At 60.2% G+C, this 23829-nt stretch carries 23 protein-coding genes; 21 read left to right on the top strand and 2 right to left on the bottom strand.

The genetic code is table 11. From position 1 onward, the window contains the following. Positions 1-56: 56 nt before the first annotated feature. From HB633_RS12420 to HB633_RS12390, 7 genes are read left to right on the top strand one after another with little or no spacing between them, the layout of a single operon-like run. Positions 57-383, top strand: a complete 327-nt coding sequence (locus tag HB633_RS12420) for a YbaB/EbfC family nucleoid-associated protein (RefSeq protein ID WP_056363948.1) — start codon at positions 57-59, stop codon at positions 381-383. Positions 384-420: 37 nt separating this feature from the next. Beyond that, entirely contained in the window at positions 421-1017 is a 597-nt protein-coding gene (recR, locus tag HB633_RS12415) for a recombination mediator RecR (protein ID WP_213778401.1), read from the top strand. A gap of 18 nt (positions 1018-1035) precedes the next feature. Continuing rightward, a complete protein-coding gene (locus HB633_RS12410) occupies positions 1036-1260 on the top strand; it encodes a DUF1653 domain-containing protein (protein WP_060856302.1) in 225 nt (74 codons plus the stop codon). Between the two features lie 54 nt (positions 1261-1314). After that, positions 1315-2520, top strand: coding sequence for a CaiB/BaiF CoA-transferase family protein (locus tag HB633_RS12405; RefSeq protein ID WP_213778400.1), 1206 nt, complete (start codon positions 1315-1317; stop codon positions 2518-2520). 51 nt (positions 2521-2571) lie between these two features. Beyond that, positions 2572-3609, top strand: a complete 1038-nt coding sequence (locus tag HB633_RS12400) for an ABC transporter substrate-binding protein (RefSeq protein ID WP_213778399.1) — start codon at positions 2572-2574, stop codon at positions 3607-3609. Between the two features lie 3 nt (positions 3610-3612). Next, on the top strand, positions 3613-4440 hold the full coding sequence (locus tag HB633_RS12395) for an ABC transporter ATP-binding protein (protein ID WP_213778398.1): 828 nt from the start codon (positions 3613-3615) through the stop codon (positions 4438-4440). A gap of 36 nt (positions 4441-4476) precedes the next feature. Further along, positions 4477-5301 carry an ABC transporter permease gene (locus HB633_RS12390; protein ID WP_056363935.1) on the top strand — a complete coding sequence of 275 codons (825 nt, stop codon included), beginning with the start codon at positions 4477-4479 and terminating at the stop codon, positions 5299-5301. Between the two features lie 10 nt (positions 5302-5311). Here the strand turns inward: HB633_RS12390 and HB633_RS12385 are convergent, their stop codons facing one another. Further along, a complete protein-coding gene (locus HB633_RS12385; protein WP_213778397.1) occupies positions 5312-6286 on the bottom strand; it encodes an NADPH:quinone oxidoreductase family protein in 975 nt (324 codons plus the stop codon). A gap of 205 nt (positions 6287-6491) precedes the next feature. Between HB633_RS12385 and surE the strand changes: the two genes are divergently transcribed. The 6 genes from surE (at position 6492) to rlmD (ending at position 12828) form a co-directional block, all read left to right on the top strand. Beyond that, complete coding sequence (surE, locus tag HB633_RS12380) at positions 6492-7250, top strand: 5'/3'-nucleotidase SurE (protein ID WP_213778396.1); 759 nt, start codon at positions 6492-6494, stop codon at positions 7248-7250. Next, a complete protein-coding gene (locus HB633_RS12375) occupies positions 7247-8407 on the top strand; it encodes a protein-L-isoaspartate(D-aspartate) O-methyltransferase (RefSeq protein WP_213778395.1) in 1161 nt (386 codons plus the stop codon). The genes surE and HB633_RS12375 overlap by 4 nt, the downstream gene beginning before the upstream one ends. Before the next feature lie 5 nt (positions 8408-8412). After that, a complete protein-coding gene (locus HB633_RS12370; protein WP_213778394.1) occupies positions 8413-9375 on the top strand; it encodes a peptidoglycan DD-metalloendopeptidase family protein in 963 nt (320 codons plus the stop codon). Between the two features lie 11 nt (positions 9376-9386). Beyond that, complete coding sequence (gene rpoS / locus HB633_RS12365) at positions 9387-10478, top strand: RNA polymerase sigma factor RpoS (protein WP_213778393.1); 1092 nt, start codon at positions 9387-9389, stop codon at positions 10476-10478. 65 nt (positions 10479-10543) lie between these two features. Further along, positions 10544-11320, top strand: a complete 777-nt coding sequence (locus tag HB633_RS12360) for a 3'-5' exonuclease (protein ID WP_213778392.1) — start codon at positions 10544-10546, stop codon at positions 11318-11320. Between the two features lie 131 nt (positions 11321-11451). After that, positions 11452-12828 carry a 23S rRNA (uracil(1939)-C(5))-methyltransferase RlmD gene (gene rlmD, locus HB633_RS12355; protein WP_213778391.1) on the top strand — a complete coding sequence of 459 codons (1377 nt, stop codon included), beginning with the start codon at positions 11452-11454 and terminating at the stop codon, positions 12826-12828. An 86-nt stretch (positions 12829-12914) separates the two neighbouring features. Here the strand turns inward: rlmD and HB633_RS12350 are convergent, their stop codons facing one another. Further along, on the bottom strand, positions 12915-13613 hold the full coding sequence (locus HB633_RS12350; protein WP_056363922.1) for a Bax inhibitor-1/YccA family protein: 699 nt from the start codon (positions 13611-13613) through the stop codon (positions 12915-12917). A 293-nt stretch (positions 13614-13906) separates the two neighbouring features. On the opposite strand from HB633_RS12350, the gene ndk reads away from it, so the two are divergent. The 8 genes from ndk to der all read left to right on the top strand — a co-directional run bounded on the left by ndk (position 13907) and on the right by der (position 23721). Then, on the top strand, positions 13907-14332 hold the full coding sequence (gene ndk / locus HB633_RS12345; protein WP_213778390.1) for a nucleoside-diphosphate kinase: 426 nt from the start codon (positions 13907-13909) through the stop codon (positions 14330-14332). Positions 14333-14452: 120 nt separating this feature from the next. Continuing rightward, positions 14453-15595: a 23S rRNA (adenine(2503)-C(2))-methyltransferase RlmN gene (gene rlmN / locus HB633_RS12340; RefSeq protein ID WP_213778389.1), complete on the top strand. Its 1143-nt coding sequence runs from the start codon at positions 14453-14455 to the stop codon at positions 15593-15595. A 232-nt stretch (positions 15596-15827) separates the two neighbouring features. Continuing rightward, positions 15828-16988, top strand: coding sequence for a RodZ domain-containing protein (locus tag HB633_RS12335; protein WP_213778388.1), 1161 nt, complete (start codon positions 15828-15830; stop codon positions 16986-16988). Positions 16989-17205: 217 nt separating this feature from the next. After that, positions 17206-18525 (top strand): flavodoxin-dependent (E)-4-hydroxy-3-methylbut-2-enyl-diphosphate synthase, encoded by a 1320-nt coding sequence (ispG, locus tag HB633_RS12330; RefSeq protein ID WP_213778387.1) that lies wholly within the window; start codon positions 17206-17208, stop codon positions 18523-18525. 6 nt (positions 18526-18531) lie between these two features. After that, positions 18532-19878, top strand: a complete 1347-nt coding sequence (gene hisS / locus HB633_RS12325; protein WP_213778386.1) for a histidine--tRNA ligase — start codon at positions 18532-18534, stop codon at positions 19876-19878. Positions 19879-19978: 100 nt separating this feature from the next. Continuing rightward, positions 19979-20608 carry a tetratricopeptide repeat protein gene (locus HB633_RS12320; protein WP_213778385.1) on the top strand — a complete coding sequence of 210 codons (630 nt, stop codon included), beginning with the start codon at positions 19979-19981 and terminating at the stop codon, positions 20606-20608. 161 nt (positions 20609-20769) lie between these two features. Beyond that, the gene (gene bamB, locus HB633_RS12315; protein WP_213778384.1) at positions 20770-21909 is read left to right on the top strand and encodes an outer membrane protein assembly factor BamB; all 1140 of its coding nucleotides are present in this window, start codon (positions 20770-20772) and stop codon (positions 21907-21909) included. 474 nt (positions 21910-22383) lie between these two features. Continuing rightward, a complete protein-coding gene (der, locus tag HB633_RS12310) occupies positions 22384-23721 on the top strand; it encodes a ribosome biogenesis GTPase Der (protein WP_056364601.1) in 1338 nt (445 codons plus the stop codon). The last annotated feature ends 108 nt before the right edge of the window (positions 23722-23829 follow it).

The raw sequence follows: 23829 nt of genomic DNA, 5'->3' as shown, positions 1-23829 counted from the left end.
GCGAGCCACGCAGCGCACATCCAATTTTCTACCCCTTTCCCCCAAGGAGCCCGATCATGATGAAGAACCAACTCGCCGGCTTGATGAAACAAGCGCAGCAAATGCAGGACAACATGAAGAAGGCGCAGGATGAACTGGCGCTCATCGAAGTGGAAGGGCAGTCGGGCGCGGGCCTCGTGAAGGTAACGATGACCTGCAAGAACGACGTGCGCCGCGTCGTGATCGATCCGAGCCTGCTCGCCGACGATAAAGACATGCTTGAAGACCTCGTTGCCGCCGCGTTCAACGACGCCGTGCGCAAGGCCGAAGCCACCACGCAACAAAAGATGAGCGGCATGACCGCCGGCATGCCAATGCCGCCGGGTTTCAAGCTGCCGTTCTAAGCCAGCACATCCACTTTCAGAGCAACGGCCACCGCGCATGAAACAACCTTCCGCCTTGTCGGCGCTCGTCGAAGCGCTGCGCGCTCTGCCGGGCGTGGGTCCCAAGTCGGCGCAGCGCATGGCCTATCACCTGATGCAGCATGACCGCCCCGGTGCTGAAAAGCTCGGCCGGTCGCTGATGTTCGCGACCGAGCATCTGCAGCACTGCGAAAAATGCAACACGTTCACCGAGGCTGCGATCTGCGAAGTCTGCAGCGATCCCGAGCGCGACGCCGAACTGCTTTGCGTGGTTGAAACACCGGCCGACCAGATCATGCTGGAGCAGACGCTGACATACAGGGGCCTGTACTTCGTGCTGATGGGACGGCTGAGTCCGCTCGATGGTATCGGGCCGAAGGAAATTCACTTCGACCGTCTGATCCAGCGGGCCACCGACGGTATCGTGAAGGAAATCGTGCTTGCCACTAACTTCACGAACGAGGGCGAAGCGACCGCGCATTACCTCGCGCAGACGCTGAAATCCAAGGGCCTGAAGGTGACGCGTCTTGCGCGCGGGGTGCCGGTGGGCGGCGAACTCGAATACGTCGATGCAGGCACGATCGCACGCGCGATGCTGGATCGGCGTTCGGTATAGATCCGAGGGATATACAACATGACCGAAGCAGAAGCATTGGCGCTCGCCACGCATCGTCATTACAAGGGTGGGTTGTATCGCGTGATCGGCGTGGCGCGGCATTCGGAAACCGAAGAATCCATGATCGTCTACGAGCATTTGTGGCCGCATGACCACGGGTTGTGGGTACGCCCGGCCGCGATCTTCAACGATACGCTCGCGGACGGTTCGCCGCGCTTCCAGGCGCTCGAAATTCCGCTTTGAGCGATTCATAAGCCGGCCGACTTCGCCATTCACAACAACAATGCAGGAGACACCATGAGTGCATCCTCGGGACCGCTTGCCGGCGTCAAGGTGCTCGAACTCGGCACGCTGATCGCCGGGCCGTTCGCCTCGCGCTTCATGGGCGAGTTCGGCGCCGACGTCATCAAGATTGAAGATCCGAACGGCGGCGATCCGTTGCGCAAATGGCGCAAACTTTATCCGGAAGTGGGCGGAACATCGCTATGGTGGGCCGTCCAGGCACGCAACAAAAAATCGGTGACGATCAACCTCAAAGCCCCGGAAGGCAAGGAGATTGTCCGCCGGCTGGCCATGGAAGCCGATGTCGTTGTCGAGAATTTCCGGCCGGGATTACTTGAGAAGCTCGGGCTCGGTTATGAAGTGTTGTCCGCTGAAAACCCGGGACTCGTGATGGTGCGGCTGTCCGGTTACGGGCAGACCGGGCCGTATCGCGACCGGCCAGGGTTTGGCGCGATCGCCGAATCCATGGGCGGATTGCGGCATATCACGGGGTACCCGGATTTGCCGCCGCCGCGCATCGGGATTTCCATCGGCGATTCCATTGCGGCGCTTCACGGCGTGATCGGCGCGCTGATGGCGTTGCATCACCGGCAAGCGAACGGCGGAAAAGGGCAGGTGGTCGATGTCGCCCTGTATGAAGCCGTCTTCAACATGATGGAAAGCGTGGTGCCCGAATACGGCGTGTACGGCATGATCCGCGAACGCACGGGCGCGTCGCTGCCCGGGATCGTGCCCTCGAATACGTATCCATGCCGTGATGGCAGCATCGTGATCGGGGGCAACAGTGATCCTATTTTCAAGCGCCTGATGATGGCGATCGGCCGTGAAGATCTGGGCACCGATCCCGCGCTGGCATCGAACGACGGACGGGTGCCTCGCACCCGGGAAATCGATGATGCCATCCGCGTGTGGCTGTGCACGCGTTCCATCGACGAAGCCCTCGCCGTGCTCAACGCCGCCGATGTCCCCGCAGGACGCATCTACAGCGTCGCCGATATGTTCACCGATCCGCAGTACATCGCGCGCCAGATGATCCAGCGGTTTCCGTGGCAGGACGGCCGCGAGATTCCTCTGCCCAACGTCACTCCAAAGCTCTCGGAAACGCCCGGCGAGACGCGCTGGCTCGGGCCGCAACTCGGTGAACACACCGATGAAGTCCTGCAATCGCTCGGGTATGATCCTGACGAGATTGCAAGATTGAGGGCGAACAAGGCGATTTAGGCCCGCGCTTTCAAGACAAAGCCGCAAAAAATAAAAAACCAAGGAGACAAGATGCAACGCAGGACTTTCATTGCAAGCGGTGCGGCGCTCGCTGCCGGCACGCTGATCGATTCTCCATTCGCATTCGGGCAAGCGAAGCTGGAGCACCCGAAGGTATCCATCGCGGTGGGCGGCAAGAACCTGTTCTATTACTTGCCGCTCACCATTGCCGAGCGCCGCAACTACTTCAAGGACGAAGGCCTCGAGATCGAGATCTCGGATTTCGCCGGCGGCGCGAAAGCGTTGCAGGCGGCGGTGGGCGGCAGCGCGGACGTGGTGTCGGGCGCGTTCGAACATACGCTGCTGCTGCAGGCAAAGGGGCAGATGTTCCGCGAGTTTGTGCTGCAAGGGCGCGCGCCGCAGATCGTGCTGGCTGTATCGAAGAAAGCGATGCCGAATTACAAGGGCATTGCCGATCTCAAAGGCAAGAAGGTCGGCGTGACAGCGCCGGGTTCGTCGACATCGATCATGGCGAGTTTCGTGCTGGCGAAGGCCGGGCTTTCCGCGAGCGACGTGTCGTTCATCGGCGTGGGCGCCGGGGCGGGTGCAGTTGCCGCACTGCAGTCCGGCCAGATCGACGCCATGGCGAACCTCGATCCGGTCATGACCAAGCTGGAACGCTCGGGCGATATCCGCGTGATTTCGGACACTCGTACCCTTGCCGATACCCGCGCGGTCTTCGGTGGCGACATGCCGGCGGGATGCCTGTATGCGTCGCAAAGCTTCATCACGAAGAACCCGAACACCACACAAGCGCTGACGAACGCGATGGTTCGCGCCCTCAAGTGGCTGCAAACGGCCACGGGCAAGGAGCTGATTTCGACGGTGCCCGAAGCCTACTTGCTCGGCGATAGCTCGCTTTATCTGGATGCATGGCAGCACGTAAAAGAAGCCATGTCGCCCGATGGACTGATGCCAGCGAACGGTCCGGCGACGTCGCTCAAAACGCTTCAAGCCTTCGATGAAACTGTAAAAGGCAAGCCGATCGATTTGTCGAAGACCTGGACCAACGACTTCGTGACGAAGGCGCTGGCCACGGTCAAGGCCTGACCGATGCAGCCGACAACCACAGCCGTTCCCGCGCTCGCGCTGGAAAACGTCACCTGCACGTTCATCTCTCGCGATGATCGACGCTCGCGCTACACGGCGGTGAAGGAGACCACGTTGCGCGTTGCGCCGGGCGAGTTTGTATCGGTGGTCGGCCCAACGGGATGCGGCAAGTCGACGCTGCTGAACGTGGGCGCGGGCTTGCTCGCGCCGTCGTCGGGCACGGTCAACGTCTTCGGGACCGAGCTCAACGGGATCAATCGCCGCGCCGGTTATATGTTCCAGGCGGAAGCGCTGATGCCGTGGCGCTCGGCGCTCGACAACGTGACAGCGGGTTTGTCGTTTCGCGGCGTGCCGAAAGACGAAGCGCGCGCGAAAGGCGAGGAATGGTTGAAACGCGTTGGCCTCGGCGGGTTCGGTGACCGATACCCGCACCAGTTGTCGGGCGGCATGCGCAAGCGCGTTGGCATGGCGCAAACGCTGATTCTCGATCCCGACATCATCCTGATGGACGAGCCGTTTTCCGCGCTCGATATCCAGACGCGCCAGCTGATGGAAAACGAGTTGCTCGAGCTTTGGGCCGCCAAGCGTAAAGCCGTGCTCTTCATCACGCACGACCTGGACGAAGCCATTTCGCTGTCCGATCGCGTAGTGGTGCTGTCGGCCGGGCCGGGCACGCATCCGATCGGCGAATTTGTGATCGATCTGCCGCGCCCGCGCGACGTGGCCGAAATCCGTTCGCATCCGCGCTTTGTCGAATTGCATGCGCAGATCTGGTCCGTGCTGCGGGAAGAGGTCCTGAAGGGCTACAAGCAACAGCTCACCGCCGTTTAAATCGACAAGCAATCCGCCAAGAAGAGCAGACCCATCATGTGGAAAACGTTGCGCCCGAATCGCGCAAACCTGGTTGTGTGGCAATGGCTGCTGCTCGTGCTGTGTTTCGTGCTCTGGTATGTGCTGACCAGCCCGACACTGCTGCCGGCTTTCTATTTCGACGATTCCAGCAAGGCTGCATTCTTCTTCGGCGAGCCGCAGAAGGTGTTGCTGCGCATCTGGCAGTGGTTCACGACCGGCGAGATCTACGTGCATCTGTGGGTCACGCTGATCGAAACCGTGCTCGCGTTCGTGATCGGAACGGTTTTCGGACTGGGCGTTGGTTTGTGGCTCGCCCTGGCGCCGATGATGAGCGCGCTCTTCGACCCATACATCAAGGCCGCGAACTCGATGCCGCGCGTGATCCTTGCACCGATCTTCGCCGTCTGGTTCGGGCTTGGAATCTGGTCGAAGGTGGCGCTTGGCGTGACGCTGGTGTTTTTCATCGTGTTCTTTAACGTCTATCAGGGCGTGAAGGAAGTGAGTCCGGTCGTGCTTGCCAACGCCCGGATGCTCGGCGCGAACCGCAAGCAGTTGTTGCGGCATGTGTATTTGCCGAGCGCGACGAGCTGGGTATTCTCAAGCTTGCATACGTCGGTGGGACTTGCGTTTGTCGGCTCAGTGGTCGGCGAATATCTGGGTTCGGCGCGGGGTGTCGGATACCTGATCCTCCAAGCCGAAGGCACCTTCGATATCAATACCGTGTTCGCGGGCATTCTGGTGCTCACGGCGTTCGCGCTGATCCTGGACGGTATTGTTGCGCTCGTTGAGCGCCGCCTGATGAAATGGCAGCCGAGCGCCGGCGACACCGAGAAGATGTGAGGCGACATCGTCATGGCTCGATCACGATCTTTCCCGTCACACGCCGGCTCGCCATGTCGCTGAACGCCTCGGCTGCTCGTTCCAACGGATAACGCTTCGTGATATGCGGCCTGAGCCGGCCTTCTTTGATCCATCCAAAGATTTGTTGCATTGCTGCGCTCACAAGCTCAGGTTCGCGCTGTACGTGCTGGCCCCAAAATACGCCTACTATGCTCGCGCCTTTCAGCAACGTCAGATTGAGCGCTAACTTCGGTATCTCGCCATTGGCGAATCCCACCACCAGATAACGGCCCCTCCATCCGATGCTGCGGAAAGCCGGTTCCGCATACTCGCCACCGACCGGATCGTAGATGACGTCCGGCCCGCGCCCATCAGTCAGAACCTTGATGCGATCGCGCAAGTTCTCATTCGAATAGTCGATGGTCGCGTCGGCTCCATGCTCAACACACAGCGCAAGTTTCTCGGCGCTCGAAGCTGCCGCAATCACGCGCGCTCCAAGCGCCTTGCCGATTTCCACTGCCGCCAGACCCACGCCTCCGGCCGCTCCGAGCACGAGCAAGGTCTCGCCGGCTTTCAGCGCGGCGCGGTCGACCACCGCGTGATGCGACGTTCCGTAAGCCAGCGTGACGGCCGACGCGCTCGAAAAGTCGATGTCTTCAGGCAGGGGAATGCAGGCCGCTTCGCGCGCCACCGCCTGATCGGCGAACGCGCCCTGCGCCGTGTAGGCTGCGACCCGCATGCCGACCTTCAGCCGCCTGACGTTCGCGCCAACCTCGCGCACGACACCCGCGAACTCGGCGCCTGGCGTAAAAGGCAGTTCGGGCTTCGTCTGATACTTGTTCTGGATGATCAAAACATCAGGGAAATTCACGCTGGCCGCGCGCACGTCAATCACCACTTCGTCCGCGCCCGGCTTCAGATCCGGCAAGGTCTCGAGCACAAGTGAATCGGGCGGCCCGTACTGGTTGCATCGAATGGCGCGCATGGTGTCTCCGTGTGAGGTTTCGTGATGTGCCAGTGTAAAACGACCTCGTTCGGGCGTGCGCTCGCCGGCGCGGCGTTAGCCATTCGGTCTGGTAATCGCACGGGAAATGCTTGAAAACATTGTGTGTTTCGCGGAAAAGCTGGCCGATCGGCCGAGGACCCCGCCGCCGGGCCGCATGCCCAGTTTCCTCGGTTACAATCGGCGAATGCAAATCCTACTCAGCAACGACGACGGTTATCTGGCTCGCGGGCTCAACGTACTGCACGCGGCCATGGAGCCGCTTGGGCAAGTCACGGTCATGGCTCCGGAGCAGAATTGCAGCGGTGCTTCGAACTCGCTGACGCTGTCGCGCCCGCTCACCATTCACACCGCGCCGAACGGTTTCAATTATGTGAACGGTACGCCCACCGACTCCGTGCATATCGCGCTGACCGGCATGCTCGAAAAGCAGCCGGATCTGGTTGTTTCCGGAATCAATAACGGCCAGAACATGGGCGAGGACACGTTGTATTCGGGAACGGTGGCTGCGGCAACCGAAGGTTTCATGTTCGGCGTACCGGCCATCGCGTTTTCGCTGGTTGGCCGCGACTGGCTGCATCTGGAGGACGCTGCGCGAGTTGCCGCTGACATCGTTGCGCATTTTCTGGCGCATCCCATGCCCGGTCATCCGTTGCTGAATGTGAATATTCCGAGTCTGCCTTATGAAGAGATGGGCGAGTGGCGCATCACGCGGCTTGGCAAGCGTCATCCGTCGCAACCGGTAATACGGCAAATCGATCCGCGCGGGAATCCGATCTGGTGGATCGGGCCCTCGGGTGATGCGCTCGATGCAAGCGAAGGCACAGATTTTCATGCTGTTGCGAACGGACATGTTTCAATTACGCCGTTGCAACTCGATCTCACGCATACCAAGCTGCTGCCCGCCACGCGCGAGTGGGCTGAAGCGCGGAGCAGCCGTTCATGACGGACGAACGCGCAAAACGCTTTCCGCTGGCACTCGCCGATCTGGTGCGCGAGCCGCGTAAAGCGACTGCGCGTCCCGACGCAAGCGGCAAGTCGAACGCCAGGCCCGCTGCCAAGCCGACGTTGAAGTCGATCGCGGGCGGTAGCGGCGCGGCGCGGCCGGCAGCGGGGGCGCACAAGGCCGGCGCCGCCACGCTGAAACCGGCAAGCGTGAAGATCGCGAAATTGCCGACGGCGCTTCATCCTGGAACGAAGGTGAACGTCGTGGCCAAGCCGGCTAATGTTGCGGGAACGACAGCAGGAAAGCCACACGCTGCACCGAAGCCGTCCACTGTCGTGACCCATCATCAGCCGGGGGCGTTGCGATCGGGTGCGCGGATGAATGAAACGCGTGATTTTCCCGCGAGTGCGAAGATTCAGGCAGCGCCGGAGAACAAGCCGAAGCAGCAGCCGGATGACAAGCTCAGGACCGCCCGGAAGACCGCGCTACAAGGCGCGCACGGGAGCACGCATGCGCTGACATCGGAACGCGTGCGTGAGCGTATGGTCGAGAGGTTACGCGCCAACGGCATCACGGACCCGCGAGTGCTGGCGGCGATGTCGGCGGTCCCGCGCCACATGTTCGTCGATCCGGGGCTCGCGGCGCAGGCCTACGAAGACGCCGCGCTGCCGATCGGCCATCACCAGACGATCTCGAAGCCGTCGGTTGTCGCGAGAATGATCGAGCTGGTCGCCGCGGGGCGAACGCTGAAAAACGTGCTGGAGATTGGCACTGGCTGTGGTTACCAGGCAGCCGTGTTGTCGCAGGTCGCCACTGATGTGTATTCCATTGAGCGGATTCGGCCGTTGTCAGAGCGCGCGAAGCTGAATTTGCGCCCTCTGCGCGTCCCGAACATCCGTTTGCATTACGGCGATGGCCGGCTCGGACTGCCGGCGGCAGCGCCGTTCGACGCCATCGTCATAGCGTGTGCGGGACTCGACGTTCCGCAAGCGCTGCTCGATCAACTCGCTGTTGGCGGCAGGCTGGTTGCGCCGGTTGGATCGCAAACCGCGCAAGCGCAAATACTGACGCTCGTCGAGCGCGTTTCGCCCACGCAATGGCGCGAGTCGCAGCTTGATCGGGTTTTCTTTGTACCTTTAAAATCCGGAGTGATTTGACACCGATGAGTATGTTGCGTGCTAAACGAGAAGTAAGCGCGAACCCTGGTTTGACCGCGGTTCAGCGCATGGTGTGTGTCGCGGCGTTGTCCGTGCTGGCGGCCTGCGCGACACGGATGGACAATGCGCCCGTCGTCGACCGGACCGGCGGCGCGATCGGCACGCAAGCCGCGCAGGATGGCGCCGTCCTGCCGCCGGGCCCGCCGCCGCCTGGCTATTACCGCGTGAAGCCGGGTGACACCCTATACCGGATTGCGCTGGAAAACGGTCAGAATTATCGGGATATCGCGTCATGGAACAACATGACGAACCCGAATCAGATCGAAGTCGATCAGTTGCTGCGTGTTGCGCCTCCGGGTGCGAATCTCGCTGCCGCAACGCCGGGCGTTTCTACCGCGCCCATCGTGGGCGGCGGGGTGCAGGCGCAGCCGCTGACAAACACGTATGGTGCAAACAGCACGATGCTGCCGCAGGCTCCGGCCTATGGTTCGTCGTCCGGCATGGGAACGCCGCTACCTCCGTTAACTGGCGCTGCACCGGGGCTGGCAATGAATCAGCCCGCAACCGGAACGGATAACGGCGCAGCAGTGACGCCAGCGGCTCAGCCCGCGTTTATCTGGCCGGCGCGCGGACCGATTCTCGGCACCTTCGACGACGCCAAGAACAAGGGCGTCAATATTGGCGGCGCGGCGGGAGATCCAGTCAACGCGTCGGCGGATGGACGGGTTGTTTATTCCGGCAATGGTCTGCGCGGATACGGTAATCTCATCATCATCAAGCACGACGCAACTTTTCTGACCGCATACGCACATAACCGCGCTTTGATGGTAAAAGAAGGTGACGCGGTGACAAAAGGGCAGAAGATCGCCGAGATGGGCAATAGCGATTCGGACCGTGTGATGTTGCATTTCGAAGTTCGCCGGCAGGGCAAACCTGTCGACCCTCTGACGTATTTGCCGCCGCAATAAGCGAAATCACCATGCCTAAATCGAAGCGCATCCCGCCGCAAGCCGAGACTGATCTAATCAGACCCACGCAGACAACGGTGGAAGACGGCGCTTCGAATCATGCTGACGAATCAGAATCCGAAACGGCCGAAGCCGAATTGGATAGCGACGAAGACAGCGGATCAAATAGCAAGGAAGCAGCGGAGGGCGCAAACGATTCCGCGCCCGACGTTGACGATTTCAAGTCGATCCTGCAGGCCGAACTCACCGCCGACACCATTCAGCATTACCTGAATCGCATCAGCGTAAAGCCGCTTCTGACCGTTGAAGAAGAGCAGCGCTATTCGCGGCTTGCGAAAGCCGGCGAATTCGAGGCGCGGCAGGTGATGATCGAACGCAACCTGCGGCTGGTGGTCAGCATCGCGAAGGGTTATCTGAATCGCGGCGTGCCGTTGCTCGATCTGATCGAGGAAGGCAATCTCGGCCTGATGCACGCTATCGAAAAGTTCGATCCCACGCGTGGTTTCCGGTTTTCGACCTACGCCACGTGGTGGATTCGCCAGAGTATCGAGCGCGCAATCATGAACCAGGCGCGCACGGTGCGTTTGCCCGTACATGTGATTCGCGAGTTGAATCAGGTGCTGCGCGCGAAACGCCATCTCGAAAAAAGCTCTGCGAACTCGACGGCGGCCATTGCGCCGGACAGACGCGACGCGAGTATCGACGACATCGCGCATCTCACCGGCAAGACGCCTGAAGAAGTTACCGACATCCTTGCGTTGAATGAACATACGGCTTCGCTCGATGCCCCGCTGGATCTCGATCCGGCAAGCAGTCTGCTCGACCTGCTCTCCGACGACGCCAGCCAGTCGCCCGATTCCGAAGTTCAGCATCGTGAACTGGAAACGCTTACAAAGCTCTGGCTTTCGCGCCTTTCCGACAAGCACCGCCACGTCATAGAGCGGCGCTTTGGCTTGAACCACATCGAGCCGGCCACGCTCGAAGAGCTTGCCGACGAGATGGGCCTGACGCGCGAACGTGTGCGCCAGATCCAGCAAGAAGCGCTCGTGCGGCTAAAGCGCTTTTTTGCATCGAACGGTGTGCGCAAAGACGCTGTGCTGTAGTCGTATGCAATCGGGCGACGGCCCGGTCAGCGCTTTCCTTAAAATACGCGGCATCCAATAAAGCAATGACACCCATTCTCGTTTTCGACATCGAGACGATCCCCGATGTCGGCGGCATTCGCCGTCTCGAAGATCTCCCCGCCACACTGACCGACGCCGAAGTCGCCGAGCACGCATTCGCCGCGCGCCGTGAGCGCGTAGGCAATGACTTCCTGCCGCACCACTTGCAACGCATCGCCGCCATTTCGTGCGTGTTCCGCGACAACACCGGGTTTCGGGTGCGCTCGCTTGGCACCACAACGGACTCGGAAGCCACGCTGATCCAGTCGTTTTTTCGTGTGATCGAGAAGTACACGCCACAGCTTGTATCGTGGAACGGCGGCGGTTTCGACCTGCCCGTGCTGCACTATCGCGCGATGATTCACGGTGTAGCGGCGTCCCGATACTGGGACCTCGGCAACGATGACCGCGAATTCCGTTACAACAACTACATCAGCCGCTATCACGCGCGTCACACCGACCTCATGGACGTACTCGCGATGTACCAGGCCCGCGCGAACGCACCGCTGGACGCGTTGGCGAAGCTCTGCGGTTTTCCCGGGAAGCTCGGCATGGACGGCGGCAAGGTCTGGCAAGCGTTCTCGGAAGGGCGGCTCGATGAAATTCGCAATTATTGCGAGACCGATGTGGTCAACACGTACCTGATGTACTGTCGCTTCCAGTTGATGCGCGGCGGTTTTTCGCAGGAAGAATACGCCGACGAAGTCAACGTGGTGAAAAACGCCCTTGCGCTCGAACCGGCGCCGCACTGGGCGGAATATCTCGCGGCGTTTGGAAACTGAACCTCTGCCGGATGCCCGAGCGGCATCGTTTACAATTCTTCCGTTCGACGTCGTTCCCATCGCAGTCTAAATATCAGTCAGGAAGTCCGCAGGTGCCTCGCGCTCGTAAAAAATCCAATCGCCGCTGGAGCATGCCGGGGCGAATCGTTCCTCTGGACCCCACGGCCGCGCCGGTCGAGATCGAAATCAAATCACTCGATATGGAGGCCCAGGGCGTTGGCCGCACGGCCACGGAAGACGGTTCGCTGGGAAAGGTTATTTTCGTGGAAGGCGCGTTGCCGGGCGAACGTGTTTCGTATGCGACCTTTCGCCGGAAAGCGGCGTTCGAAAATGGGCTGCTGGTCAAAGTGCTGCGCGAAAGCGTGATGCGTACCCGCCCCAAATGTCCTTATTTCAGCAAATGCGGCGGCTGCTCGATGCAGCATCTCGACGTGCGCGCGCAGATCGCGGTCAAGCAGCGGGTGCTCGAGGACAACCTCGAGCACATCGGCAAACTGAATGCCGAGACGATATACCGGCCGATTCACGGTCCTTCGTGGGGATATCGTTATCGGGCGCGGCTGTCCGTTCGGCTGATCGCTGGAAAGGGCGGCGCGCTGGTCGGGTTCCATGAGAAGAAAAGCGATTTTGTCGCTGACATGCAAACGTGTGATGTGCTGACGCCGCAAATGTCGGCGTTGCTCATGCCGCTTCGCAAGCTTGTCCAGGATCTCTCCATTCGCGATCGTCTGCCGCAAATCGAAGTGGCTGTGGGCGCTGAGATCACGGCGCTGGTTCTGCGGATTCTCGATCCTTTAACCGAAGCCGACGAAGCGCTGGTGCGTGCTTTCGCCGACAAGCACGGCATCCAGTTCTGGCTGCAGCCGAAAGGACCCGAGACAGCGTATCCGTTTCATCCAGTCGATCGTGAGCTGGCGTACACGCTGCCGGAATTCAATATCCGGATGCCGTTCAAACCCACTGATTTCACGCAGGTCAATCATCAGATCAACAGAGTGCTCGTCAGCCGCGCGTTACGCTTGCTGGCGGCCTCACGCACGGACCGCGTGCTGGATCTGTTTTGTGGCATCGGCAATTTCACGCTGCCGCTTGCGCGGGTGGCGCGTGAGGTGGTGGGCATCGAAGGTAGCGAAGGTCTTACGCAACGCGCACTAGAAAATGCGAAGGCGAACGGTGTGGACGGCCATACTTCATTCGCATGCCGAAACCTGTTTGAAGTCACGGCAGATGATCTGCGCGCGCTTGGCCGCTTCGATAAATACCTCATCGATCCGCCTCGCGATGGCGCGCTGGCGGTATCGAAGGCGCTTGCGGAATTGGCGCAGAACGGCGATCGCGAACTGATGCCTGAGCGCATTGTCTACGTGTCTTGCAATCCGGCAACGCTCGCCCGCGACGCCAGCGTTCTCGTGAGCGAGGCGGGCTATCGGTTGAAGGGCGCAGGTGTAATGAACATGTTTCCGCACACATCGCATGTCGAATCGATTGCGCTGTTCGAGCGCGACTGAATCGATTGAATCATCTGCGGACATGAAAAAGCCGGCCCCAAACGAGGCCGGCTTTTTTCATCGATACAACCCATTCGCTGTCCCGATCAGTTCCGGTTGCCGCCGAAAATACCGAGCAGCGCGAGCAGGTTCGTGAATACGTTGTACAGGTCGAGATAGATCGCAAGCGCTGCGCTGATGTAGTTCGTTTCGCCGCCATTCACCACGCGCTGGACGTCGAACAACATGTACGCCGAGAAAATCACGATCGCGAGCACAGACACGGTCAGCATCAACGCGGGCAGGTGCAGGAAGACGTTCGCGAACGCGGCCAGCAACAACACCAGCACGCCCATGAACAGCCACTTGCCAAGCCCGGAAAAGTCGCGCTTGCTCACGGTCGCGATAGTCGCCATGGCCGCGAAGATCACACCGGTGCCACCGAAGGCCATCATGATGAGCTGCGGCCCATTCGAAAAACCGAGAATGAAGCTCAACAGACGCGACAGCATCAGGCCCATGAAGAATGTGAAGCCGAGCAGGACAACCACGCCCATGCTGCTGTTCTTCGTGCGCTCGATGGCGAACATGAAGCCGAACGCGATCGCCATGAAAGCGATGAAACTCATGGCGGGGCTCGTTGCCGCGAACAGCGAGAAGCCGGTCGCAACGCCGACCCATGCGCCGAGCACGGTCGGCACCATGGAAAGTGCGAGCAGCCAGTAAGTGTTCCGTAGCACGCGATTGCGGGTTTCGGACGATGTAACACTGCCAGTCCGACCAAAACCGTAAGGGGATTCGTTCATGGTTTCTCCTTGCCTAAACTTGTGTAAAGCCAACTGTTCCAAAAATACCGGCCCGACTGATTTTACGCTACGGCGTTGCGGACCTTCACACACACGATATGTACCTATATTGCGCCGAATTCAATGATGCTGCACCGCAATGAGCCGGCCAGTAAAATTACCGCGCATTTCGTTACCGGTTTCAAACTTTGATGCTTACGATGCCGTAAGGTTTCCATCGCAATCATACAATGCTTCGTGCTACAATTGTCGATTCTTTATATTCGTAACCCGTTAATTTTTTGGAGTTTTTCATGGCGATCGAGCGCACCCTGTCGATTATCAAACCGGATGCAGTGGCAAAGAATGTGATCGGTCAGATCTACAGCCGCTTCGAGCAAGCTGGCCTCAAGGTCATTGCGGCTCGCATGGTTCACCTGTCGCGTGCTGACGCAGAAAAGTTCTATGCAGTTCACGCAGCGCGTCCGTTCTTCAAGGACCTCGTCGAATTCATGATTTCCGGCCCGGTGATGATCCAGGCGCTGGAAGGCGAAAACGCCATCCTGAAGAACCGCGACCTGATGGGCGCGACGGATCCGAAGAAGGCCGACAAGGGTACGATCCGCGCTGACTTCGCGGACAGCATCGACGCGAATGCAGTGCATGGTTCCGACGCTGCTGAAACGGCACGTCAGGAAATCGCGTTCTTCTTCCCCGAAGTAAACGTTTATTCGCGTTAATTCGAGAGTAGATTTATCGCAGGAACTGGCGCGAAATACGGAAAAGCGAACCGAAAGGCGGACTGCGGCGTGTCTTGAAACGCTTCCGGTTTCGCTCATCAGGAAAATGGCACAAATCGAATGACAGCTTCCACCGTCAACCTTCTGGATCTCGATGCCGCCGGGCTTGTCGCATATTGCGGCAGCCTGGGGGAGAAGCCGTTTCGCGCCAAGCAATTGCAGCGCTGGATTCACCAGTTCGGCGTCGACGACTTCGACGGCATGACCGATCTGGCGAAATCGCTGCGTGAAAAATTGAAGGGGCGGGCAAGTCTGGATATGCCCGCCATCGTCCGCGACCACGTTTCCACCGACGGCACGCGCAAGTGGCTGATCGACGTAGGGAACAGCAACGCGGTCGAGACCGTCTACATTCCGGAAGAAAATCGCGGCACGCTTTGCGTTTCATCGCAAGCGGGCTGTGCGGTCAATTGCCGGTTTTGCTCCACCGGCAAGCAGGGTTTCTCGCGCAACCTGAGCACGGGCGAAATCATCGGCCAGCTGAGAATGGCGGAGTTCGCACTGCGTGCGTCCAAAAGCGGTACTTATGGCGTCCCAAACAATGGCAAAGCCGATCGGGTGGTGACCAACGTCGTGATGATGGGCATGGGCGAACCGCTGCTCAATTATGACGCTGTAGTGCCCGCCATGCGGCTGATGCTCGACGACAACGCGTACGGCTTATCGCGTCGGCGTGTGACTTTGTCGACCTCGGGCGTCGTGCCCATGATGGACCGGCTTGGCGCCGACCTGCCGGTAGCGCTTGCTGTATCCCTGCACGCGCCGAATGATCCGCTTCGCGACATGCTCGTGCCCCTGAACAAGAAGTATCCGTTGCGCGAGCTGATGGCCGCGTGCCAGCGCTATTTAAAAGTGGCGCCGCGCGATTTCATTACGTTCGAGTACTGCATGCTCGACGGTGTGAACGACAGCGAAGCGCAAGCACGTGAACTTGTTGCGCTGACGCGTGACGTGCCGTGCAAATTCAATCTGATTCCGTTCAATCCGTTCCCCGAGTCCGGATTGAAGCGCTCAGGTAACGAGCAGATCAAGCGTTTCGCGCAGGTATTGTTGGACGCCGGTGTCGTGACCACGGTGCGCAAGACCCGCGGCGACGATATCGATGCAGCCTGCGGGCAGCTCGCCGGCGAGGTTCAAGACCGTACACGACTTGCGCAGCGCATGGGCAAGGCGTCCAAGGTTATTGAGGTTCGTGCTGTCTAAGCGGGCTTGCCAAGTCAAATCAGTGAAGCGGCTGGCGCACCGTACGGCCGATGCGTGTCATTCGGTTGCGAAATGGGAAAATTAGGCAATAAACGATCAAAGTCGGCGCACAACACCGTGCATTTTGTTATAAAGCGGTCTGCAACGCCGGCGCGGTAAGTCCGTGCGGTAGTGCCGTGCTCGGCAACGAAGCTGGGCAGCGACAAAAAAGAATCGATGCGAGGAAATTGGGATGAGTGAGCCGCAGCACCCGACGCCTTTTGGCGCTCATAAAGGTGGCCAGTCGGGCGGTCAGGCCGAAGTTTTACCAGGCAGCCAGCCTGAGCGCGCCACGAGCGCTGCGCAGGGCGGAATCCAGGGCGCAAGCCTTGAATCGGTCGCAGCGGTAGGCGCGCGCCTGACGCAGCTTCGCGAGGCGAAGAACTGGTCGCTTGATGACGTCTCCGCGCGGTTGAAGGTATCCCCGCTAAAATTGCGCGCGCTTGAAAACGGCGATCTCAGCCTCTTTCCGGATCGAAACTTCGCGGCTGGCATCGTGCGAAGTTACGCAAAAATCATGGGTGCCGACCCGGCGCCGTTCACAGCTGCCCTGCGTCAGGCTAGCGGCCCGGTGGAGCAAAACTTGTCATTGCCGGCGTCATCCGGTGCGGGCTTGCCGCGTGGCCGGGTGTCTGTTCCGCTTGGAAGTTCACCGAAACGCCGGTCGTGGCTTTGGGGTGTGGCCGCTGTGGTCGTTGCGGTGATCGCGCTTGCCATGTGGCATACCGGCGGCGACTCGGCCGCGTGGCTCGCCCGCCTGAAAGCAAGTGCCAACGGCGCTGGCCAATCGGCTGGTGGCGAAACAAGCGCGAGTTCGTCGGTAACTGCATCTGACGAGTCCAGCTCGAACGCGGGTTCGGTGGCACCCGCCGACACTGCTGCAGCCAGCAGCGCAGCAACGAACAGCGCGACCACGCAGCAAGCCGGCGCTCAGCCAATGCCAAGTCCGTTGGGCACAAATGCGCTTCCGGCGTCTTCGTCGACTATTTCGGCGGTTCAGGGTGCGGCCGCCAAGGGCGCCAGCGTTCCTGCGGCGGTTCCGCTGACCAACGCGGCCAAGCCTGAAGCACCAGCGCCCGCATCTGTCGCGGCTGCTGTCGGCACCGGTTCGAATACGCTTGAGTTGAAGGTTGCGGCCGACAGCTGGTTCAGCGTGCGTCAAAAGGATGGCAAGGAAGTGTTTTCCGGCTTGGTGAAGGCCGATTCGGTGCAGCGGGTAGCGGGTGAAGCGCCGTTCAAGATCACGATCGGCAACCGCGCGGGTCTCGACTCGCTGACGTTCGACGGACAACCGGTCGAAGCCGCGAAGTTCGGACCAGCCAAAGGTAATGTTGCGCGTTTTTCACTCCCGTGACGCTCATATCGCGAGCTCCGGCAGCGTATGCCTGAACTCGCGGGATAACCTGCACCGGATCGTGGCGTTTCACCTCGATCCTCAGGCTTGACACGAAATCGTGCGAAGATTTCGCTTCGGCGTTGCGAATTGTTAAACGCCGGTCCTTGTCCTTGAGTCTCATTCATTCCAGAAACGCGTCTCCGTGCGGCATCCGGCAACGCAGAGGGTCACTTAGATGCAATCCGAAGCTCAACAACCCCTAATTGAAAGCAAGATTTGTTCGTCGGAACCGGTTTTCGGCGGATCGTTGAAACGACGGTCTTCGCACGCCGTCGATGTGCGCTGGGGCGGCCAGCTTGTCACTATCGGCGGGGATTCGCCGGTGCGTGTCCAGTCGATGACCAACACCGACACCGCAGACGCGATCGGTACGGCAATCCAGATCAAGGAACTGGCGCAAGCCGGATCGGAACTGGTGCGGATCACGGTCAACACGCCTGAGGCGGCAGCAGCAGTTCCGGCCGTGCGCGAACAGCTGGACAGAATGGGCGTGACGGTTCCGCTCGTTGGCGATTTTCACTACAACGGCCATACGCTGCTGCGCGACTACCCTGCGTGCGCGGAAGCGTTGTCGAAATATCGTATCAATCCGGGCAACGTGGGCGCCGGCGCAAAACGCGACACGCAGTTCGCGCAGATGATCGAAGCGGCTGCGCGTTATGACAAGCCGGTTCGGATCGGTGTGAACTGGGGCAGTCTCGATCAGGATCTGCTCGCGCGCATGATGGACGAAAACGCCGCGCGATCAACGCCGTGGGAAGCGCAAAGCGTGATGTACGAAGCGCTGATTCAATCGGCGATCGGCTCGGCGGAACGCGCGGTCGAACTCGGCTTGCGGCGCGATCAGATCATCTTGTCGTGCAAGGTCAGCGGCGTGCAGGACCTGATCGCGGTGTATCGCGAATTGGCGAAGCGCTGCAGTTTCGCGCTGCACCTCGGGCTGACCGAAGCGGGTATGGGCTCGAAGGGCATCGTGGCATCGACGGCGGCATTGTCGGTGCTCTTGCAGGAAGGCATTGGCGACACCATCCGGATTTCGCTGACGCCTGAACCAGGCGGCGCGCGGACCGGCGAAGTGATCGTCGGGCAGGAAATTTTGCAGACCATGGGTCTGCGATCGTTCACGCCAATGGTTATCGCCTGCCCCGGCTGCGGACGCACGACGAGCACGTTGTTCCAGGAACTGGCATCGCAGATTCAGACATATCTGCGCAATGAAATGCCCGTTTGGCGCGATCAGTTCCCGGGCGTCGAGAAGATGCATGTCGCGGTGATGGGTTGCATCGTGAACGGACCGGGTGAATCCAAGCAGGCGAATATCGGCATCAGCTTGCCTGGTTCCGGTGAAAATCCGGCGGCGCCGGTGTTCATCGATGGCGTGAAGGTCAAGACGCTGCGCGGCGAACATATCGCTCAGGAGTTCCAGCAAATCGTCAGCGAGTACGTCACGCGGACTTACGGCAAGCGCGAAACCGCGCAGGCAGAAACAATCTAAAGACAGATGACTGAAGTCAAGAAAAAGCTTGAAAAGCTGAGCGGCGTGAAGGGCATGAATGACATCCTGCCGGAACATGCCGCGTTGTACGAATTTTTCGAAAGTACCGTCAAGTCGATGCTGCGCGCCTACGGCTACCAGCAGATCCGCACGCCGATTCTCGAGCATACGCAACTGTTCACGCGCGGCATTGGCGAAGTGACGGACATCGTCGAGAAGGAAATGTACAGCTTCACCGACGCGCTCAACGGCGAGCAACTCACGCTGCGTCCGGAGAACACCGCGGCGGTGGTGCGCGCGACGATTGAACACAATCTGCTGTACGACGGCCCGAAGCGGCTGTGGTACGTCGGCCCGATGTTCCGCCATGAGCGTCCGCAACGTGGACGCTACCGGCAGTTTCACCAGGTTGGCGTGGAAGCACTGGGTTTTGCCGGCCCTGACACCGACGCGGAAATCATCATGATGTGCCAGCGCCTGTGGGACGACCTCGGGCTGACCGGCATCCGTCTCGAACTCAACTCGCTTGGCCAGCCGGAAGAGCGCGCCGCGCACCGGAAGGAACTGATTGCGTATCTCGAGCAACATGTCGACGCACTCGATGAAGAAGCGAAACGCCGCCTCTACACGAACCCGTTGCGCGTGCTCGATACGAAAAATCCGGCCATGCAGGAAATCGCACAGAACGCGCCAAAGCTCGTCGATTTTCTTGGCTCCGAATCGCTCGCGCACTTCGAAGGCGTTCAGCGTTTGCTGAAAGCGAACAACGTGCCGTTCACGATCAACCCGCGTCTCGTTCGCGGCCTCGATTACTACAATCTGACCGTGTTCGAGTGGGTGACCGACAAGCTTGGTTCGCAAGGCACGGTTGCGGGCGGTGGCCGTTACGATCCGCTGATCGAGCAGCTTGGCGGCAAGGCGGCGGCTGCGTGCGGCTGGGCGATGGGCGTCGAACGGATTCTTGAGCTGCTGAAAGAAGAGAATCTCGTGCCGGCGCCGGAAGGTACGGACATCTACGTGGTGCATCAGGGCGAAGCGGCGGCGGAGCAGGCGTTTATCATTGCCGAGCGTTTGCGCGACACCGGTCTCGACGTCATCCTCCATTGCAGCCCGGACGGCACGGCCGCCAGCTTCAAGTCGCAAATGAAAAAAGCCGATGCAAGCGGCGCAGCGTTCGCGGTCATTCTTGGCGAAAACGAACTCGCGCAAGGCATGGTTGGCGTGAAACCGTTGCGGTCTTCATCGCTCGAATCGACGGGTCAAAAGAACGAGCAGGCCACCGTGCCTGTGGAAGACTTGACCGAATTTCTAATCAATGCGATGGTGGCAACCGCCGACGACAGCGCCGACTGATTGTCCGGCTGCGCCGCGCGGAAACCCCCGCGCGGCGGCCCGAAACAATGGCGCGCGGCATTGCACGCGAACACAAAAGCAGTCAAGGAATACGCTGGGCATGAGCTATCACGAAGAACAAGAATCACTTGAAAACCTGAAGGCCTGGTGGGCCAAATGGGGCAATTCCACGACCTGGATCGTGCTCGCGGTGCTCGTGGTCGCGGCAGGCTGGAACGGCTGGAATTTCTGGCAACGCAGGCAGGCGGCCGAAGCCGCCGTACTCTACGATCAGGTCCAGCAAGCGGTGACAGCGGGTGACAAGGCATTAATCACACGCGTTTCGTCGGACATGGAAGACAAGTTCGGCGGCACCGCCTATGCGCAGATGACCGCGCTCGCCGCAGCCAAATCCCTGTACATGAGTGGTGACAGCGCCGGGGCGAAGACGCAGCTGCAGTGGGCTGTCGATCACGCGAAGGACGCTGAATATAAGCAGATCGCGAAATTGCGGCTGTCGCTGATTCTGCTCGACGAAAAAGCCTACGACGCCGGCCTGAAGGTTCTCGCCGACGAACCCATCGACGCGTTCAAAGGCGTGGTATCGGATCGTCGTGGTGACTTGCTGGCGGCACAAGGCAAGCGCGACGATGCGCGTGCGGCCTATAAACTGGCGCTCGACTCGTTGCCACAGTCCGACTCGTCGGCACGTCAGCTGGTTCAGTTCAAGCTCGATGCGCTTGGCGGCTAACGCTGCGCATGCCGAAATGCGCGGCGCCGCAGCATCGTCTTTGTGCTGGTGCGGTGCTCACTGAGTTAAAGTCGCGGGTTCTTAGCGGTTGGACCTGAACAGTCTTGAGTTTCGCCGCACACCGATCAACCGATTTCATTTTCTCCATGTTGCGTCCACCGATGAATTTTCTGAAACGCTACGCTCTGCCGCTCGCCTGCGCGATGTCGGTCATGCTCACGGCCTGTGCCACCAAGGACGAGCGCCGGGCGCCGACTCCGCTTGTCGAGATCAAGCCCGTTCTGAACGTGGAGCAGGCCTGGAAGGCGAGCGTCGGCAAGGCCGGGCGGTATCTGTTCTCGCCGGTTGCCGTAGGCGACGCCGTGTACGCGGCAGGCGCCAACGGCACGGTCGCGAAGATCGATTCGAAGACGGGTCAGGATGTGTGGCGCATCAAGCTCAAGGACGACCTGTCGGCGGGCGTGGGCAGCGACGGCAACCTGACGGCGGTTGGCGGCTTGAAGGGCAATGTGTACGTGCTCGGACCCGACGGCAAGCAATTGTGGACGGCTACGGCGCCTGGCGAAATCATTTCGCCGCCGCTGGTGGGTAACGACCTCGTGGTTGTCCGGACTATCGACGGCAAGATCGTCGCGTTCAATTCGCAGACCGGCGAGCAAAAGTGGATGTTCCAGGCCCGCGCCGTGCCGCTGAATCTGCGCGTGGCTGCAGGCATGACGTTCGCGGCATCGCAGGCAATCTTGGCGGGTTTCCCGGGCGGCACGTTCGCAGCCATCAACCTGCAGACGGGAGATGCTTACTGGCAGACGCCGGTATCGTTTCCGAAGGGCGTGACCGAAGTCGAGCGTATCAATGACGTGACTGGCGCGCCGACGCTGGTTGGATCGGAGACTTGCGCGGTGACGTTCCAGGGCCGTATCGGCTGTTTCGATGCAAACTCGGGCCGGGCGCAATGGGAAAAGAACTTCTCGAGCGACAGCGGTCTTGCGCAGGACAATGAAGTCGTGGCGGCAGGGGACGACTGGTCGGTGGTCAACGCGTTCAGCGCGATCGACGGAACCCCGCTGTGGAAGAACGACAAGCTGAAAAATCGCACGGTCGGCGTGCCGTTTATCCTGGGTCGCGCGGTTGTGATTGGCGACTATCAAGGGTTTGTGCATTTCCTTTCCACGACCAACGGCGAATTTGTTGGCCGCGCGAAAACCGACGGCAGCGCGATCACGGCTGCCCCGGTCCTGGCTGGCGACACGCTGGTGATCCAGACGCATGACGGCGGTCTTTACGGTTTCCGTCCGCGCTGAAGCTTTAGATTGAGTTGACGAGCGCGCCGGTATTGCCGGCCGTTCGTGTTTCTCCGGACTTTTTTGTTTTTTGAGTCCGCGCCGTGCGAATAGAATCGATTCATCAATGCCGCACGTGACGGATTTATCGTGCGGCAAATAAGCGCACAAGCAGCAATAACGACGGCAAGCGCAACATCCTGGCATCTGCATTCCAGTGCCGGACGCGCAAATTCATGTTCTCGATGGGGCGCTCCGCGCGTTCCAAGTGCGCCTCGAACGTGACGACCGCAACGAGTAAGCGGGTCAGCAGAAGCCGATAAGCAGGGAGTAACCAGCGAGAATTGCTGCGTCCTGCGATCGATCTGCTGGAACCGTGCTAATTTTCGACACACCGCCGGACCGCGCATATCGCGGTTCGCCGTTTCCGGAGTGACATCCGGCGCGCGCCGGACCGGAATCATCCGCCTTGCGTTCAACCAAGAACACCATCTCATGAAACCCGTAATTGCCCTCGTGGGGCGCCCCAATGTGGGGAAATCGACGCTCTTCAACCGCCTGACGCGCTCGCGTGACGCGCTCGTCGCCGACTTGCCCGGTCTCACTCGCGACCGTCACTACGGCGAAGGCCGCGTGGGCGACCGCCCTTATCTGGTCGTCGATACCGGCGGTTTCGAACCCGTCGCGAAGGACGGCATCCTGCATGAGATGGCTCGCCAGACGCGCCAGGCGGTGGAGGAGGCCGACGTCGTCGTCTTCATCACCGACGGACGCAACGGACTCGCGCCGCAAGACAAGGCGATTGCCGACTATCTGCGCAAGACGGGCCGGCCGTTGTTTCTGGTGGTGAACAAGGCCGAAGGCATGAAGTACAGCGCGGTCGCCGCCGATTTCTACGAACTCGGCCTTGGCGACCCGCGCGCGATTTCCGCGGCGCACGGCGACGGCGTGACGGAGATGATCGGCGATGCGCTCGAGATCGCGTACGCCGGGCAACCGGAAGAAGATCCCGAGGAGAAGGCGGCGCGTGGCGTGAAGATCGCCATCGTGGGACGCCCGAATGTAGGCAAGTCGACGCTGATCAATGCCTTGGTGGGTGAAGAACGCGTGATCGCGTTCGATATGCCGGGCACCACGCGCGATTCCATCTATGTTGATTTCGAGCGGAGTGGCCGCAAATACACGTTGATCGATACAGCGGGTTTGCGTCGCCGCGGCAAGGTGTTCGAAGCAATCGAGAAGTTTTCGGTGGTGAAGACGCTGCAGTCAATTTCAGACGCAAACGTGGTGATCCTGCTGCTCGACGCGCAGCAAGACATCTCTGAACAAGACGCGCACATCGCTGGATTCGTGGTGGAGCAGGGACGTGCGCTGGTGGTTGGCGTCAACAAGTGGGACGGGCTGGATTCGCATGTGCGCGAGCGCACCAAGGCGGACCTGACACGCAAGCTCAAGTTTTTGGACTTTGCTAAATTTCACTACGTGTCGGCGCTGGAGAAAACCGGTATTAGCCAGTTGATGAAATCAGTCGATGACGCCTACGCCGCTGCCATGGCAAAACTGCCGACGCCCAAGCTCACGCGCGCGCTGATCGACGCAGTGGAGTTCCAGCAACCGCGCCGTCGTGGCCCGATTCGTCCGAAGCTGCGCTACGCGCATCAGGGCGGGCAGAATCCCCCGATCATTGTCGTGCACGGAAATGCGCTCGACGCGATCACGGACACATATAAACGCTACCTCGAAGGACGTTTCAGAGAAACTTTCGGCCTGGTTGGGACTCCATTGCGCATAGAGTTTCGTTCGAGTGCGAATCCTTACGCGGATAAGGGCTGATGCCGGCCTGAATCCCGCGTGCATCAAGCGTTTCGGCGGATTTGGACGGGCGGGGCGCGCTGGTGCGAAAATGAAAATCGGCTATAGTGTAGCGATTGACGGCGGATC

The sequence above is a fragment of the Caballeronia sp. dw_276 genome (assembly GCF_018449635.1).
GTDB lineage: Bacteria > Pseudomonadota > Gammaproteobacteria > Burkholderiales > Burkholderiaceae > Caballeronia.
Note: the sequence above shows the minus strand (reverse complement) of the source record. Positions and strands in the feature narration are given on the sequence as shown.

What these genes read in the sequence shown, in the direction of transcription:
- HB633_RS12420 (WP_056363948.1), top strand. Translation starts at nt 57, where the DNA reads ATGATGAAGAACCAACTCGCCGGCTTGATGAAACAAGCGCAGCAAATG.
- recR (WP_213778401.1), top strand. Translation starts at nt 421, where the DNA reads ATGAAACAACCTTCCGCCTTGTCGGCGCTCGTCGAAGCGCTGCGCGCT.
- HB633_RS12410 (WP_060856302.1), top strand. Translation starts at nt 1,036, where the DNA reads ATGACCGAAGCAGAAGCATTGGCGCTCGCCACGCATCGTCATTACAAG.
- HB633_RS12405 (WP_213778400.1), top strand. Translation starts at nt 1,315, where the DNA reads ATGAGTGCATCCTCGGGACCGCTTGCCGGCGTCAAGGTGCTCGAACTC.
- HB633_RS12400 (WP_213778399.1), top strand. Translation starts at nt 2,572, where the DNA reads ATGCAACGCAGGACTTTCATTGCAAGCGGTGCGGCGCTCGCTGCCGGC.
- HB633_RS12395 (WP_213778398.1), top strand. Translation starts at nt 3,613, where the DNA reads ATGCAGCCGACAACCACAGCCGTTCCCGCGCTCGCGCTGGAAAACGTC.
- HB633_RS12390 (WP_056363935.1), top strand. Translation starts at nt 4,477, where the DNA reads ATGTGGAAAACGTTGCGCCCGAATCGCGCAAACCTGGTTGTGTGGCAA.
- HB633_RS12385 (WP_213778397.1), bottom strand. Translation starts at nt 6,286, where the DNA reads ATGCGCGCCATTCGATGCAACCAGTACGGGCCGCCCGATTCACTTGTG.
- surE (WP_213778396.1), top strand. Translation starts at nt 6,492, where the DNA reads ATGCAAATCCTACTCAGCAACGACGACGGTTATCTGGCTCGCGGGCTC.
- HB633_RS12375 (WP_213778395.1), top strand. Translation starts at nt 7,247, where the DNA reads ATGACGGACGAACGCGCAAAACGCTTTCCGCTGGCACTCGCCGATCTG.
- HB633_RS12370 (WP_213778394.1), top strand. Translation starts at nt 8,413, where the DNA reads ATGAGTATGTTGCGTGCTAAACGAGAAGTAAGCGCGAACCCTGGTTTG.
- rpoS (WP_213778393.1), top strand. Translation starts at nt 9,387, where the DNA reads ATGCCTAAATCGAAGCGCATCCCGCCGCAAGCCGAGACTGATCTAATC.
- HB633_RS12360 (WP_213778392.1), top strand. Translation starts at nt 10,544, where the DNA reads ATGACACCCATTCTCGTTTTCGACATCGAGACGATCCCCGATGTCGGC.
- rlmD (WP_213778391.1), top strand. Translation starts at nt 11,452, where the DNA reads ATGCCGGGGCGAATCGTTCCTCTGGACCCCACGGCCGCGCCGGTCGAG.
- HB633_RS12350 (WP_056363922.1), bottom strand. Translation starts at nt 13,613, where the DNA reads ATGAACGAATCCCCTTACGGTTTTGGTCGGACTGGCAGTGTTACATCG.
- ndk (WP_213778390.1), top strand. Translation starts at nt 13,907, where the DNA reads ATGGCGATCGAGCGCACCCTGTCGATTATCAAACCGGATGCAGTGGCA.
- rlmN (WP_213778389.1), top strand. Translation starts at nt 14,453, where the DNA reads ATGACAGCTTCCACCGTCAACCTTCTGGATCTCGATGCCGCCGGGCTT.
- HB633_RS12335 (WP_213778388.1), top strand. Translation starts at nt 15,828, where the DNA reads ATGAGTGAGCCGCAGCACCCGACGCCTTTTGGCGCTCATAAAGGTGGC.
- ispG (WP_213778387.1), top strand. Translation starts at nt 17,206, where the DNA reads ATGCAATCCGAAGCTCAACAACCCCTAATTGAAAGCAAGATTTGTTCG.
- hisS (WP_213778386.1), top strand. Translation starts at nt 18,532, where the DNA reads ATGACTGAAGTCAAGAAAAAGCTTGAAAAGCTGAGCGGCGTGAAGGGC.
- HB633_RS12320 (WP_213778385.1), top strand. Translation starts at nt 19,979, where the DNA reads ATGAGCTATCACGAAGAACAAGAATCACTTGAAAACCTGAAGGCCTGG.
- bamB (WP_213778384.1), top strand. Translation starts at nt 20,770, where the DNA reads ATGAATTTTCTGAAACGCTACGCTCTGCCGCTCGCCTGCGCGATGTCG.
- der (WP_056364601.1), top strand. Translation starts at nt 22,384, where the DNA reads ATGAAACCCGTAATTGCCCTCGTGGGGCGCCCCAATGTGGGGAAATCG.